The sequence below is a fragment of the Amycolatopsis sp. NPDC001319 genome, from assembly GCF_042896185.1.
Classification (GTDB): domain Bacteria; phylum Actinomycetota; class Actinomycetes; order Mycobacteriales; family Pseudonocardiaceae; genus Amycolatopsis.
In genome coordinates this window covers 780,091-792,342 of the sequence record NZ_JBIAWY010000005.1, presented here as the reverse complement: position 1 = coordinate 792,342, position 12,252 = coordinate 780,091, and the positions used below count along the sequence as shown (strand labels likewise).

12 protein-coding genes and 1 pseudogene are annotated in these 12,252 nt (G+C 69.9%); 6 read left to right on the top strand and 7 right to left on the bottom strand.

The window, feature by feature from the left end:
* Position 1 precedes the first annotated feature (1 nt).
* Positions 2 to 2,053 carry a DNA topoisomerase IV subunit B gene (locus ACFY1H_RS22885; protein ID WP_366584442.1) on the bottom strand — a complete coding sequence of 684 codons (2,052 nt, stop codon included), beginning with the start codon at positions 2,051 to 2,053 and terminating at the stop codon, positions 2 to 4.
* Between the two features lie 317 nt (positions 2,054 to 2,370).
* On the opposite strand from ACFY1H_RS22885, the gene ACFY1H_RS22880 reads away from it, so the two are divergent.
* A complete protein-coding gene (locus ACFY1H_RS22880; RefSeq protein ID WP_366584440.1) occupies positions 2,371 to 3,486 on the top strand; it encodes an LLM class flavin-dependent oxidoreductase in 1,116 nt (371 codons plus the stop codon).
* Between the two features lie 29 nt (positions 3,487 to 3,515).
* On the top strand, positions 3,516 to 4,124 hold the full coding sequence (locus tag ACFY1H_RS22875; RefSeq protein WP_366584438.1) for an FMN reductase: 609 nt from the start codon (positions 3,516 to 3,518) through the stop codon (positions 4,122 to 4,124).
* 48 nt (positions 4,125 to 4,172) lie between these two features.
* On the opposite strand, the gene ACFY1H_RS22870 is transcribed toward ACFY1H_RS22875, so the two are convergent.
* Complete coding sequence (locus ACFY1H_RS22870; protein ID WP_386949406.1) at positions 4,173 to 5,405, bottom strand: RNA polymerase sigma factor; 1,233 nt, start codon at positions 5,403 to 5,405, stop codon at positions 4,173 to 4,175.
* Complete coding sequence (locus tag ACFY1H_RS22865; RefSeq protein ID WP_366584434.1) at positions 5,402 to 5,758, bottom strand: YciI family protein; 357 nt, start codon at positions 5,756 to 5,758, stop codon at positions 5,402 to 5,404. The genes ACFY1H_RS22870 and ACFY1H_RS22865 overlap by 4 nt, the downstream gene beginning before the upstream one ends.
* A 164-nt stretch (positions 5,759 to 5,922) precedes the next feature.
* Here ACFY1H_RS22865 and ACFY1H_RS22860 point away from each other — a divergent pair, with 164 nt between their 5' ends.
* The 4 genes and pseudogenes from ACFY1H_RS22860 to ACFY1H_RS22845 all read left to right on the top strand — a co-directional run bounded on the left by ACFY1H_RS22860 (position 5,923) and on the right by ACFY1H_RS22845 (position 8,414).
* On the top strand, positions 5,923 to 6,261 hold the full coding sequence (locus ACFY1H_RS22860; protein ID WP_366584431.1) for a metalloregulator ArsR/SmtB family transcription factor: 339 nt from the start codon (positions 5,923 to 5,925) through the stop codon (positions 6,259 to 6,261).
* Entirely contained in the window at positions 6,258 to 6,683 is a 426-nt protein-coding gene (locus ACFY1H_RS22855; protein WP_386949219.1) for an SRPBCC domain-containing protein, read from the top strand. Before ACFY1H_RS22860 ends, ACFY1H_RS22855 begins: the two co-directional genes overlap by 4 nt.
* A 135-nt stretch (positions 6,684 to 6,818) precedes the next feature.
* Positions 6,819 to 7,211: pseudogene (locus tag ACFY1H_RS22850) on the top strand (PGPGW domain-containing protein); the annotation flags it as partial.
* Between the two features lie 531 nt (positions 7,212 to 7,742).
* Positions 7,743 to 8,414: a TetR family transcriptional regulator gene (locus ACFY1H_RS22845; RefSeq protein ID WP_386949216.1), complete on the top strand. Its 672-nt coding sequence runs from the start codon at positions 7,743 to 7,745 to the stop codon at positions 8,412 to 8,414.
* Here the strand turns inward: ACFY1H_RS22845 and ACFY1H_RS22840 are convergent.
* The 4 genes from ACFY1H_RS22840 to ACFY1H_RS22825 all read right to left on the bottom strand — a co-directional run bounded on the left by ACFY1H_RS22840 (position 8,362) and on the right by ACFY1H_RS22825 (position 11,897).
* Entirely contained in the window at positions 8,362 to 9,054 is a 693-nt protein-coding gene (locus ACFY1H_RS22840) for an epimerase (RefSeq protein ID WP_386949213.1), read from the bottom strand. The two genes, ACFY1H_RS22845 and ACFY1H_RS22840, sit on opposite strands and share 53 nt — an antisense overlap.
* On the bottom strand, positions 9,051 to 9,449 hold the full coding sequence (locus tag ACFY1H_RS22835; protein WP_386949210.1) for a carboxymuconolactone decarboxylase family protein: 399 nt from the start codon (positions 9,447 to 9,449) through the stop codon (positions 9,051 to 9,053). The genes ACFY1H_RS22840 and ACFY1H_RS22835 overlap by 4 nt, the downstream gene beginning before the upstream one ends.
* Positions 9,450 to 9,473: 24 nt before the next feature.
* On the bottom strand, positions 9,474 to 11,228 hold the full coding sequence (locus ACFY1H_RS22830; protein WP_386949207.1) for a glycoside hydrolase family 2 protein: 1,755 nt from the start codon (positions 11,226 to 11,228) through the stop codon (positions 9,474 to 9,476).
* A gap of 63 nt (positions 11,229 to 11,291) precedes the next feature.
* On the bottom strand, positions 11,292 to 11,897 hold the full coding sequence (locus ACFY1H_RS22825) for a LysE family transporter (protein WP_386949204.1): 606 nt from the start codon (positions 11,895 to 11,897) through the stop codon (positions 11,292 to 11,294).
* Between the last annotated feature and the right edge of the window lie 355 nt (positions 11,898 to 12,252).

Genomic DNA, 12,252 nt, shown 5'->3' with positions numbered 1-12,252 from the left:
GTCAGACGTCGATGGCGTCGCGGTCGACGCGGTCGGAGGAGGCGACGAGCCAGTTGCGGCGGGGTTCGACCTTTTCGCCCATGAGCAGCTCCAGGGCGCTCTCGGCGGCTTCGGCGTCGTCCATGGTGATGCGGCGGACGGAGCGCGTGGAGGGGTTCATGGTGGTTTCCCAGAGCTCGTCGGCGTCCATCTCGCCGAGGCCCTTGAACCGCGGCACCGGCGTGACGATGCTCTTGCCCGCCTTTTCCAGCTCCGCGAACTTCGTCTCCATCTCGCGCTGCGTGAAGGTGAAGTGCGTCTCCGGGTTGCGGCCCTTCGTCACGAGCTTGTGCAACGGGGGCATCGCCGCGTACAGCCGGCCGTCTTCGATCACGGGGCGCATGTACTTCGCGAACAGCGTGATCAGCAGCGTGCGGATGTGCGAGCCGTCGACGTCGGCGTCGGCCATCAGGATCACGCGGCCGTAGCGCATCGTCGTGAGGTCGAACGTGCGGCCGGTGCCCGCGCCGAGGACCTGCACGATCGACGCGATCTCGGCGTTCTTGAGCGTGTCGCCCAGCGACGCCTTCTGCACGTTCAGGATCTTGCCCCGCAACGGCAGCAGCGCCTGGTACTCCGACACGCGCGCCATGCGGGCCGAACCCAGCGCGCTGTCACCCTCGACGAGGAACAACTCGCTGCGGGAGACGCCCGTGGTGCGGCAGTCGACGAGCTTCGGCGGCATCGCCGCGCCCTCGAGCGCGGTCTTGCGTCGCGCGGCGTCCTTCTGCTGCTTCTGGGTGAGCCGCACGCGCGCGGCGTCGACCACCTTCTGCAGCACGACCTTCGCCTCGGACTTGGTCTTGCGGTCGTCGACCCAGGCCTTGACGTGCTTGTCGACGATGCCCTGGATCACCCGCGTGATGCCGGCCGTGGACAGCTCGTCCTTGGTCTGCGACGTGAACTGCGGCTCGGGCAGCCGCACGTGGATCACGGCGGTCATGCCCTCGAGCACGTCTTCGAGCGTCGGCGGGTCCTCCTTGGGCTTGAGCAGCCCGCGGGTCTTGCCGATCGCGTCCTGCAGCGCGCGCGTGACGGCGCGGTCGAAACCACGCCGGTGCGTGCCGCCGTGGACGTTGCGGATGGTGTTGGTGAAGCACTCCACCGTGCGCTCGTAGCCGGTGCCCCAGCGCAGCGCCACCTCGACCTCGGCGAGACGCTCCACATTGGACTGCATCACGCCGTTGGCGTCGGCCGCGTTCTCCTTGTACGTGCCCTCGCCGGTGATCACGAGGGTGCCGCACACCGGCTTCTCGCCCGACGGCGTGAGGAAGTCGACCATGTCCACCAGCCCGTGGGGGTAGTGGAAGGTCTCCTCGTTGATCGTGTCCTCGATGGCCGTGCGCAGCACGTATGTGACGCCGGGCACCAGGAATGCCGTGTTGCGCAGCTTCGCGCGCACGCCCTCGACGTCGAGCGCCGCGCCCGTCTCGAAGTAACGCGCGTCGTACCAGTAGCGGATCGATGTGCCGCTGCGCTCGCCGCGCTTCATCTTGCCGACGAGGTTCAGGCCGGAGTGGCGCGTGAACTTCGCTTTGGGCCCGGGCGCGTCGAACGTGCCGGGCACCCCGTGCGCGAACGACATCTGGTGCACTTTGCCGTTCTGCTTCACCGTGACGTCGAAGCGGTGCGACAGCGCGTTGACCGCCGACGCGCCCACGCCGTGGAGGCCGCCGGAGGTCTTGTAGCCGGAGCCGCCGAACTTGCCGCCGGCGTGCAGCCGCGTGAGCACGAGTTCGACGCCCGAAAGGCCCGACTTCGCGTGGACGCCGGTGGGGATGCCCCGGCCGTCGTCGTCGACCTGCACGCTGCCGTCGGCGTGGATGGTGACGACGATGCGCGTGGCGTGTCCCGCCACGCCCTCGTCGGTGGAGTTGTCCACGATCTCCGAGAACAGGTGGTTGATGCCACGGCTGTCGGTGGAGCCGATGTACATCCCGGGGCGCTTGCGGACGGCTTCGAGGCCCTCGAGGTGCGTGAGGTCGTCGGCCCCGTACAGAGTCTCAGCAGTCACGAGGTCGCTCTCCCGGATCTTGGCTCGCTGTACGGCGTTGTTCAGGCTGGTTGAGGCACGCATGTGGTCAGGGACCGTGCCTGCGGACGGTGGCGTCCCGGGCAGGCCCCGAGCCGACACCGTACTGCAGGATATCCGCACACCCCGACAGCTTCCGCGCGCTCGGGCCCCGGTGTGGCGAGAGTCCCGTGGTTCAGGGGTGCCGAGAGGGGAGTGCGCCGGGTCACCCGCATGGTCACTATGGAATACTTCTTTCCCGCGAGCAGTTGTGCAGGCAAGGAAGCAAGAACCACGAACTACCCGGCTGAGGAGCGGTCATGCAGTTCGGAATCTTCTCGGTGGGCGACGTCACGACCGACCCCACCAACGGCACCACGCCGTCGGAGCACGAGCGCATCAAGGCGATGGTCCGGATCGCCCTCAAGGCCGAAGAGGTCGGCCTCGACGTGTTCGCGACCGGTGAGCACCACAACCCGCCGTTCGTCCCCTCGTCGCCGACGACGATGCTCGGTTACATCGCCGCGCAGACGAAGACGATCACGCTCTCGACGTCCACGACGCTGATCACCACCAGCGACCCGGTGAAGATCGCCGAGGACTTCGCGATGCTGCAGCACCTGGCCGACGGTCGCGTGGACCTGATGCTGGGCCGCGGCAACACCGGCCCCGTGTACCCGTGGTTCGGGCAGGACATCCGCCAGGGCATCCCGCTCACCATCGAGAACTACGCGCTGCTGCGCCGCCTCTGGCGCGAAGAGGTCGTGGACTGGGAAGGCAAGTTCCGCACGCCGCTGCAGGGCTTCACCTCCACGCCGCGCCCGCTGGACGACGTGCCCCCGTTCGTGTGGCACGGGTCCATCCGCAGCCCGGAGATCGCCGAGCTCGCCGCGTACTACGGCGACGGGTTCTTCGCCAACCACATCTTCTGGCCGACGTCGCACTACCAGCAGCTGATCGGCTTCTACCGCCAGCGCTACGAGCACTACGGTCACGGCAAGGCCGACCAGGCCATCGTCGGGCTGGGTGGGCAGGCCTTCATCCGGCCGAAGTCGCAGGACGCGTGGAACGAGTTCCGGCCGTACTTCGACAACGCGCCGGTGTACGGGCACGGCCCCTCGATGGAGGACTTCACGTCGCAGACGCCGCTGACCGTCGGCAGCCCGCAGGAGGTCATCGACAAGACGCTGACCTTCCGCGAGCACTTCGGCGACTACCAGCGCCAGCTGTTCCTCATGGACCACGCCGGCCTGCCGCTGAAGACCGTGCTGGAGCAGCTCGACCTGCTCGGCGAGCAGGTGGTGCCGGTGCTGCGCAAGGAGCTCGAGTCGATGCGCCCCGCGCACGTGCCGGACGCGCCGACCCACGAGTCGCTGAAGGCCGCCCGCGACGCCGAAGAAGCGACCGAAGAAGCCGCCGAAGAAACCCGCGTCTGAACCCCTTTCCCGGAAAGAAGAAGGCAGAAATGACCGCACGCACCATCGCCGTGGTCACCGCCGGGCTGAGCCAGCCGTCGTCGACGCGGCTGCTGGCCGACCGGCTGGCGGACGCGACGCGCACCGCACTGGGTCCCGACACGGTGGTCGAGGTGATCGAGCTGCGCGACACCGCCGTGGACGTCACCAACAACCTGCTCACCGGTTTCCCCAGCCCGAAGCTGAAGGAAGTCATCGACACGGTGACGCACGCCGACGGTCTCATCGTCGTCACGCCCGTCTTCACCGCCTCCTACAGCGGGATGTTCAAGTCCTTCTTCGACGTCCTGGACAAGGAAGCACTCGACGGCAAGCCGGTGCTGATCGCCGCGACCGGTGGTACGGAACGGCATTCGCTCGTGCTGGACTTCGCGTTGCGGCCGCTGTTCGCTTACCTGCGCGCGATTCCCGTGGCGACGGGCGTGTACGCCGCTTCGTCGGACTGGGGCAGTGCGAGCGCGACCGGCACGCTGCAGCGGCGCGTCGAGCGTGCGGCGGGCGAGCTGGCGGCGGCGGTTTCGGCCGCACCCGAGGCGAAGGCTTCGGACGAGCTGACGTCGCTGCCGTTCGAGCAGCTGCTCGCCGGCGAGGGCTTTTAGCCGACCTTCCGTGAAGGGCGCCTCGAGGGATTTCCCCCGAGGCGCCCTTCACGGCGTTCCGGGGGAGATCTCGGTCAGCCGGCGGCGCAGGAAGCGGCGGTCGGCTTCGTTGCCGGCCAACGCGAGCGCCACGCGGTAGGCGTCCGCGGCTTCTTCGCAGCGGCCCAGCCGGCGCAGCAGATCGGCGCGCGTCGCCGGCAGCAGGTGGTAGCCGTCGAGGTCGCCCGCCATCGCGTCGACGAGCGCCAGGCCGGCGGCCGGACCGTCGGCCATCGCCACGGCCACCGCGCGGTTGAGCTGCACCACCGGCGACGGCACGCGCTTCGCGAGTTCCCCGTACAGCGCGGCGATCTGCGGCCAGTCGGTGTCCGCCGCGGTGGCGGCGGCCGCGTGGCAGGCCGCGATGGCCGCCTGGAGCTGGTACGGGCCGGGGGAGCCGCGGTGCAGCGCCGTGTCCACGAGGGCGAGGCCTTCGTCGATCGCCGCCGCGTCCCAGCGGGCGCGGTCCTGGTCCTCCAGCGTCACGAGGTCTCCGTCGGCGTCGAGCCGCGCGCCGCGGTGGGAGTGCTGGAGCAGCAGCAACGCCAGCAGGCCCTCGATCTCGGGCTCGGCGGGCATGAGCTCCAGCAGCGTGCGGGTGAGCCGGATGGCCTCGACGCACAGGTCGTGGCGTGCGGCCGCGTCGCCGGCGGTCGCGGCGTAACCCTCGTTGAACAGCAGGTACAGCACGCCGAGCACGGCCGCCGTGCGTTCCGGCAACAGGTGCGCGGGTGGCACGCGGTACGGGATGCCGGCTTCGCGGATCTTGCGCTTCGTGCGCACGAGCCGTTGCGACATCGTCTGCTCGCTCACGAGGAACGCGCGGGCGATCTCCGCCGTCGTCAGGCCGGCGAGCGTCCGCAGCGTGAGCGCGACGCGGCCTTCGAGTGGCAACGCGGGGTGGCAGCACGTGAACATGAGCCGCAGCCGGTCGTCCTGGACACCGCTGGGGTCGGCTTCGGGTTCCTCCGTCGGCGCGAGGGCGGCGACTTCGCGCAGCTTCGCGGCTTCCGTCGTGCTGCGTTTGAGGCGCGTGAGGGCGTGGTTGCGCGCGGTGGTGGTGAGCCACGCCGCCGGCCGCCGGGGCACTCCGTCGCGCGGCCAGCGTTCCAGTGCCCGCGCCAGCGCCTCCTGCACGCACTCCTCGGCCAGGTCCCAGTCGCCCGTCAGCCGGATCAGCGTGGCCACCACACGGCCGCCCTCCTCGCGGAAGGCGGCCGTGACCGCGGCTTCGACGCTCAGGGCGTCTCCCCGGGCCAGAGCCACAGCGGGCGGACCTCGATCGGCCCGTACTTCGCGGCGGGGTGCTTCGACGCCACCTCGACGGCCTCGTCGAGGTTTTCGCACTCCAGCAGGTCGAAGCCGAGGATCTGCTCCTTCGTCTCGGCGAACGGCCCGTCGGACAGCAGCACCTCGCCGTCGTTCACGCGCACGGTGGTCGCCATGCTCGCGGGCCGCAACCGGTTGCCGGTCAGGCGCACGCCCCGCCCGTCCATCTCCTTCACCCAGGCCTCGGTGGCCGTGTCCATCGGTTCGTCGGGCACCGGCCGGGAGTCCTCGTGGCTCCGTCCGCAGATCAGCATCATGTAGCGCATCGGCTAGCCCTTCTCTCTGGTGGTTTCCTACCGCGCCGTGGGCGCGGGGTCGAGCTGTTTCGTCTCTGCGACCACCGGGGAGCGCCTGGACCGACAGGGCTCCGCGAGATTTTTAGTTAAGCATCTACTTGACTATTGGGCGAGCCGGGCGCATGGTTAAGCACATGGTTGACCATCAGCTCGACCGGGTGTTCCAGGCACTCGCCGACGCGACCCGGCGCGAGCTCGTGGCGCGGCTGGTCACCGGACCCGCCGCGGTGAAGGAGCTGGCGCAGCCGTTTGCGATGTCGCTGCCCGCCGTGATGCAGCACCTGCGGGTGCTCGAGTCGTGCGGCCTGGTGGCTTCGGAGAAGGCCGGCCGGGTCCGCACGTACCGGCTGGAACCGGCAGGCCTGCGCTTGGCCGAGCAGTGGCTGGGCGAGCAGCGCACCGGCTGGGAACACCGGCTCGACCGTCTCGGTGGCTTTCTGACCACCGACCGACAGGAAGGGAACACGTCATGACCGACGTCAAACATTCCACGTTCACTCTCGAACGCCGTTACCCTGCGCCGCCAGCGCGTGTCTTCGCCGCGTGGGCCGATCCGGCCGCGAAGGCGAGCTGGTTCGGCGCGGCCGGGCACTCGCTGGACTTCCGCGTCGGCGGCCGGGAGACCAACCGCAGCGGCGACCTCAGTTTCACGGCCGACTACCACGACATCGTCGACGGCGAACGCATCGTCTACTCCGGGGCCCTGAGCGGTCCCGCGGGCCTGGCGACGGTCTCGGTCACCACGGTCGAGCTCGTCCCGGACGGCGACGGCACGCGGTTGGTGCTCACCGAACAGGGCACGTTCCTCGACGGACACGAGGAGCCGGCGTGGCGCGAGCAGGGCACGGGTGACTGGCTCGACAAGCTCGGCGCGCACCTCGGCGCGCAGGCCTGACGCCGGGTCCTCGGCCGGTCCCAGCCGTTCACGGTCGGTCCACTTCGGACGCGTGCGCTGGGGCGGTCCGGAGTTTCTCCGGGCGCCCGGTCCGTGAGCCAGGCACACTGGCTGAAACGGACAGGAGGGGGCCGCGTGGAACTCGGCAAACCGGTGAAGCAGGCGTTCGCCGCGGTGGTGGGCGGCTTGCTGTTCCTCGTCGGGGTCGCGTTGCTGGTGCTGCCGGGACCCGGGTTGCTGCTGGTGCTCGCGGGTCTGGTGGTGCTGGCCTCGCAGTTCCCGGCGCTGGAACGGTTCGTCGACCCGGTGCGCACGCGGGCGATGAAGGCCGCCGAGGACAGCGTGGCCTCGCCGCTGCGGATCGCGGGTTCGGTGCTCGCCGGCCTGGCGCTCTTCGCCGCCGGCATCGTGTGGGGCACGGTCGACTGGCTGCCGTTCAGCGGCTGGAGCACCGGGTCGAGCATCATCCTCTCCGGGGTCATCCTGTTCGCCCTGCTGATCTGGAGCTACCGGCGGGTCAAGTCCCGTGAGGGGGAGGCGCGTCCGGCGCCCGCCGGGCAGAATCCGGGTATGACCACTTCGGACTCCCCGCAGGTGCCGGCCGCGATCCAGCAGTTCGTGGACGCCACCAACAAGGCCGACGCCGAGAGCTTCGTCGACGCCTTCACCTCCGACGCGTTCCTCGAGGACTGGGGACGCAAGTTCCACGGCCACGAAGGTGTGCTGAGCTGGAACGAAACCGACAACATCGGGGTCGGGGCGAACTTCACCGTGAAGGGCATCAAGCCCGGCAAGGGCGCGGACAACTACGTCCTCACGCTCGGCGTGAAGAGCAACCGCTTCAACGGCACCGGCACGATGACGATCGACCTGCGCGACGGAAAGATCGCCAGCCTCGTCATCTCCTGACCCGTTCTTACCCAGGCTCGCGGGCGTTCGGGAAGCCGGACGCCCGCGAGCCGGTGCGAGCTGGGCCACAGTGTCCGGCTCAACAGACCGATGGTTCTTTACCGCCCTCTCGGCGGGTTAACAGACTGCTGGGCTGCTAACCTCAGGCCTGTGAGCACCGGTTTTCAGCGCGCCCGCCGCCCCGAGCAGGTCGAGGCCCGGCGCGCCACGATCCTCGCGACAGCCACGGCGATGCTGCGCGAACGGCCGGTCGCCGACATCAGCCTGCGGGAGCTCAGTGACCGCGTCGGGCTCGCGAAGTCCAACGTGCTGCGCTACTTCGACAGTCGCGAAGCGATCTTCCTCGAGGTGCTCGACGAGGTGTGGCAGCGGTGGCTGGACGCCACTGCGCGGGCGCTCAGCGCCGTGTCGGTCGACGGACCCGGTTTCGTGCGCGAGGAACGCGTGGCTGCGACGATCGCCCGCACGCTGCGGGAAGACCGGCTGCTGTGCGAGCTGGTCAGCTCCATGGCGTCGGTGCTGGAGCGCAACATCTCCGTGGACACCGCGCGCAGCTTCAAACACCGCGCGGCCGCCAACATCGACCGGCTGGCCGGCTTGGTGCGCGACGAGGTCCCGGAGCTCTCGCCCGCCGGCGCGGCGCACTTCGCGGGCGCGGTGTTCGTGATCGTCGCCGGCCTGTGGCCCTACGCCAACCCGACCGAGGCCGTCGCGACGGCCAGCGCGGAGCTGGGCGTCGCGCCGGGCGCCGACTTGTTCGCGGAGAACCTCACCGAGGGCCTGGCGAACCTCCTGGCCGGTCTCGTCGCCCGACGTCGTTGAGGTCGCGCGACTCCAGGATCCGCCGCGGGTAGCCGTCGGCCGCGACGGAGATCATCGCGCGCCCGAGCACCTCGGTCGTGATGAACATCGCCGGGAACCGTTGGAGCAGTGGGAAAAGCGGCGTCGTGACGCGATACATCCCGCGGTACAGCGGCGTTTTCGACGTGATGCCGTGCTGCGGCTGGATGAACCCGGGCCGGAACGCGTACGCGTCGAGCGGCAGCCGCGCCAGCTCGTTTTCGGTGGCGCCCTTGACCCGCGCCCACCGCACGCGGCCGCGTTCCGTGCTGTCGGTGCCGGCGCCCGAGACGTAGATGAAGGTGGCGTCGGGCCGTGCCGTCGCGTAGGTGCGGCCGACGGAAAGCGTGAGCTGGTAGGTGATCCGCTCGTACTCCTGCGCCGGCATCCCGGCCGAGGAGACGCCGAGGCAGAAGAAGCACGCGTCGTACTCCGCGAGCTGCTCGGCGTGCGGGCCGAGGTCGTCGAGATCGTCGGGCACCAGCTCCGTCACCTTCGGGTGCTCGGTGCCGGTCGCCGTCCGCCCGACGGTGAGCACCCGCTCCACGCGGTCGTCCAGCAGGCACTCCCGCAGCGCGCCCTGGCCGACCATCCCGGTCGCCCCGAACAGCACGACCTTCACGCTTCACGCACCGGCAGCAGCCCGCGCTCGCCGAAGACCTTCTTCGCCACGGCGGTCGCGTTGAGCGCCTTCGGGAACCCGCAGTACCCCGCCGGCTGCAGCAAGGCCTCGACGATCTCCGCGGGAGTCAGGCCGACGTTCAGCGCCGTCCCGATGTGCAGCTCCAGCTGCGGCTCGCACCCGCCCATCGCGGTCAGCATGCCGATCGTCAGCAGCTGCCGGTCCCGCGGCGCGAGCGCCGGCCGCGAGTAGATCTCGCCGAACCCCCACGACACGATCTGCCGCGCCAGCTCGGGCGCGACGTCACCCAGCCCGTCCAGCACCTTCTGGGCACTGCCTTCGTTCACGGCGTTCATGGTCTCGAGGCCGAGTGCGTAACGCTCTTCTTCGGTCATACTCCGACCGTATGGGATCGTCGGTTACCGCGCGGCGGATTGCACGGCGAGGTTCGCCCTCCGGGCCACCGCGAAGTCGAGCTTCCGGACGCGGCGGTCGTAGGTGAGGAAACCGTTGACTTCCTTCTCGACGTCGGTGAGCTGCGTGTAGACGGCGGCGGACAGTCCGCGGCGGACCTCGGTGCCGAGCCGCTGCTGGAGCTCGACGTAACGCCTGGTCAGGGCCGCGCTGTCGGGTTCCATCTCGTAGGCGAAGCTGCCGGGCGGGGCGAACTCGTGGCCGCGGACTTTCAGGCCCAGGCCGCCGTATTCGCCGTCAACGGTGGCGCGGACGGGGTCGAGCGGTGGGGTGCCGGGGCCGGGGTAGGTGTGGTCGTCGAGGAGGTCGCCGTGACCGGTGTCGGGTTGGGAGCGGCAGCAGTTGACGCCGGATTCGGCGTCGACGAGGCGCGTGGGGTCCCAGGCGGCGATCTCGTCGGCGACGCGGGCGACGTCGAAGTCGCCCCAGCCCTCATTGAAGGGGACCCATGTGACGATGGACGGGAACGAGCGGTGCTGGTCGATCACCCGGTGCAGCTCGATCTCGAAGTTCGCGCGGGCCTGGGGTGCCGGGGTGACGTTCTCCGTCATCGCCGGCATGTCCTGCCAGACGAGGAGGCCGAGGCGGTCGGCGTGGTAGTACCAGCGGTCGGGTTCGACCTTGAGGTGCTTGCGGACCATCGTGAAGCCGAGGGCTTTTTCCTGCTGCAGATCGAATTCCAGGGCGGCGTCGGTGGGGGCGGTGTAGAGGCCGTCGGGCCAGAACCCCTGGTCGAGCGGGCCGAGCTGGAAGAACGGCTTGCCGTTGAGCAGGATGCGGTGGTTTTCGACCGCGACGGACCGGACGCCGAAGTAGGAGCCGACGGTGTCCCCTGTGGACAGTGTGACGCGCAGGTCGTAGAGGAACGGGTCGTCGGGTGACCACAGCCGGGGGTGGCCGACGGTGAGCGTGGTGGGGTGGCCTGCGGTGCCTTCGGCCTGGGCGACGACGTGGCCGTGGTCGGAGGCGGTGGCGCGGAAGGGCGTGCCGTCGGCGCCTTGGACGGTGAGGGTGACCTCACCGGTCGCGGTGTTCGAGGTGGTGTCCACGCGGGTGATGTGCACTGGTCTCACCGGTTCCAGCCAGACGGTCTGCCAGATTCCCGACGACGGCGTGTAGAAGACTCCGGCGCCCGGCGCGCGTTGTTTGCCGAGCGGCTGGCCATCACCGGTCGTGTCCGTGACGCCGACGACGAGCTCCTGTGGGCCGGTGGTCAGGGCGTCGGTGATGTCGGCGCTGAAAGAGTCGTAGCCGCCGGCGTGGCGAGTGACTTCGTGGCCGTTGACGTACACGGTGGTGTCGTAGTCGACGGCTTGGAAGTGCAGCAGGATCCGTTGGGAGCGCCAGGGTTCCGGGATGTCGAAGGTGCGGCGGTACCACATGTGGGTCTCGTGGCGCATGATGCCGGAGAGGGCCGATTCGACGGGGTAGGGGACGAGAATCTTCTCGTGCAGCTGCCGTCCGAAGGGTGGCTCGGCGGTGAGGGCCGGCTCGAATTCCCAGACGCCGTTGAGGTTCTGCCACGCGTCGCGGGTGAGCTGCGGACGCGGGTACTCGGGCAACGCATTGGTGGGGGAGACCGCGTCCGTCCACGGTGTACTCAACGGCGGCGTCTGCCGGTGCCACTCCGGTTGCGCGACGGGGGTGACGCCGGAAAGTCCGAACAGCAGCACCGCGAGAACTACGGCAGGACGCACCATCGTCGGAACCTCCGGGTCGCTTGATGATCATCTCTACCGGGCGCGGCCGCGGATGTAAATCGCTCAGTCCGGCACGACCAGCCGGACGGCCAGCACGACGATCACGACGCTCGACACCAACGCGGTCCCCAACCGTCCCCGACGGCCGGCGAGCACGCGGCCCAGCAACACCCCGCCACCCGCGAGCAGCAGCTGCCAGCTCGCCGACGCGACGAACGCGGCCAGCGCGAACACCGCGCCCGACGCCGTACCGCCGACCACGATGGCCGTGAAGTACACGATCGTTGCCGGATTCAGCAGGGTGAGACCGAGAAAACTCAGGTACGCACGAGCTGGTCCCGGCGGCGCGGCCTCGGCTTCGGGCGTTTCGCCGCCGCGGTACCTCCGCCACCCGCCCACCGCGGTGTGCGCCGCGAGCACCACGAGCACCACCACCGACGCCCACCGCAACGGCCCCGCCACCGGCACCAGCACCGGCGCGAGCGCCGCCCCACCGCTCACCGCGACGACGGCGTAGACGCCATCCGCACTGGCCACCCCGAGCGCCGCCGCGACGGCGACCCGCACCGACGTCCTCGCCGCCAGACCCACCAGCACCGCCCCGACCGCCCCCACCGGTACGGCGATCCCGTACCCCGCGAGCGCCCCGGCGACCAGCGCCGCCGTCACGACCGCGCCCGATCACACCCCCGTGGCGCGCCCTGCTGCCCACGCCGCACCCGGACGGGGGCGAGGGGCGTGGCGTGCGGCGCGGTGGTTGTGGTCATGCGGGGAAGCCTGACCGTGGAGGGGGTGGTGGGCAACCGATTTTCACCGTGCAGGGCCACGATGGTGCCGGTGCCTGACGGGTGTGCGGAGCCAGAGATCGTTCCTGTGTGGGACTTTCCGCGGCTGCCGTATTACCGCTTCGGCCAGTTCCAGAAGGTGGTGAGCCCTGTGTTCGGAAAGGACGCTGGCGCCGGACCTCGCTGGTCGCTCGGGTATTCGGGCGGTGCGGGGGATCGGCCGATGATGTCGGAAGGTT

Bases quoted from the DNA above. Each gene is read 5' to 3' on its own strand.
- ACFY1H_RS22880 (WP_366584440.1), top strand. From the start codon at position 2,371: ATGCAGTTCGGAATCTTCTCGGTGGGCGACGTCACGACCGACCCCACC.
- ACFY1H_RS22875 (WP_366584438.1), top strand. From the start codon at position 3,516: ATGACCGCACGCACCATCGCCGTGGTCACCGCCGGGCTGAGCCAGCCG.
- ACFY1H_RS22865 (WP_366584434.1), bottom strand. From the start codon at position 5,758: ATGCGCTACATGATGCTGATCTGCGGACGGAGCCACGAGGACTCCCGG.
- ACFY1H_RS22860 (WP_366584431.1), top strand. From the start codon at position 5,923: ATGGTTGACCATCAGCTCGACCGGGTGTTCCAGGCACTCGCCGACGCG.
- ACFY1H_RS22855 (WP_386949219.1), top strand. From the start codon at position 6,258: ATGACCGACGTCAAACATTCCACGTTCACTCTCGAACGCCGTTACCCT.
- ACFY1H_RS22835 (WP_386949210.1), bottom strand. From the start codon at position 9,449: ATGACCGAAGAAGAGCGTTACGCACTCGGCCTCGAGACCATGAACGCC.
- ACFY1H_RS22830 (WP_386949207.1), bottom strand. From the start codon at position 11,228: ATGGTGCGTCCTGCCGTAGTTCTCGCGGTGCTGCTGTTCGGACTTTCC.